Annotated in this window: 1 protein-coding gene; it reads left to right on the top strand. The window is 39.3% G+C overall.

Annotation, left to right across the window (positions count from 1 at the left end):
• A partial coding sequence (locus OXN25_16690; GenBank protein MDE0426490.1) for a leucine-rich repeat domain-containing protein occupies positions 1-448 on the top strand: 448 nt, incomplete at its 5' end.
• Positions 449-478: the final 30 nt, after the last annotated feature.

The raw sequence follows: 478 nt of genomic DNA, 5'->3' as shown, positions 1-478 counted from the left end.
ACTCTCAGAGATGAAAAACCTGAGGTATCTCAATCTTTCGGACAATAACATTACTGATATTTCCACACTCTCAGAGATGAAAAACTTGACGACGCTGTATCTTTCGGACAATGACATTACTGATATTTCCACACTCTCAGAGATGAAAAACTTGCCGATGCTGTATCTTTCGGACAATAACATTACTGATATTTCCGCACTCTCAGGGTTGAAAAACCTGAGGTATCTCAATCTTTCGGGCAATAACATTACCGATATTTCCGCACTCTCAGAGATGAAAAACTTGACGACGCTGTATCTTATGAGCAGTAACATTACCGATATTTCCGCACTCTCAGGGTTGAAAAACCTGAGGTATCTCAATCTTTGGCGCAATAACATTACCGATATTTCCGCACTCTCAGGGTTGAAAAACCTGAGGTATCTAGGTAGTGTTTACATTGTGTAAGTTATTGACATTTTTGTTAGGTTTTGGTAG

This window comes from Candidatus Poribacteria bacterium (genome assembly GCA_028820845.1).
In the GTDB taxonomy this organism is placed as follows: Bacteria; Poribacteria; WGA-4E; order WGA-4E; family WGA-3G; genus WGA-3G.
Note: the sequence above shows the minus strand (reverse complement) of the source record. Positions and strands in the feature narration are given on the sequence as shown.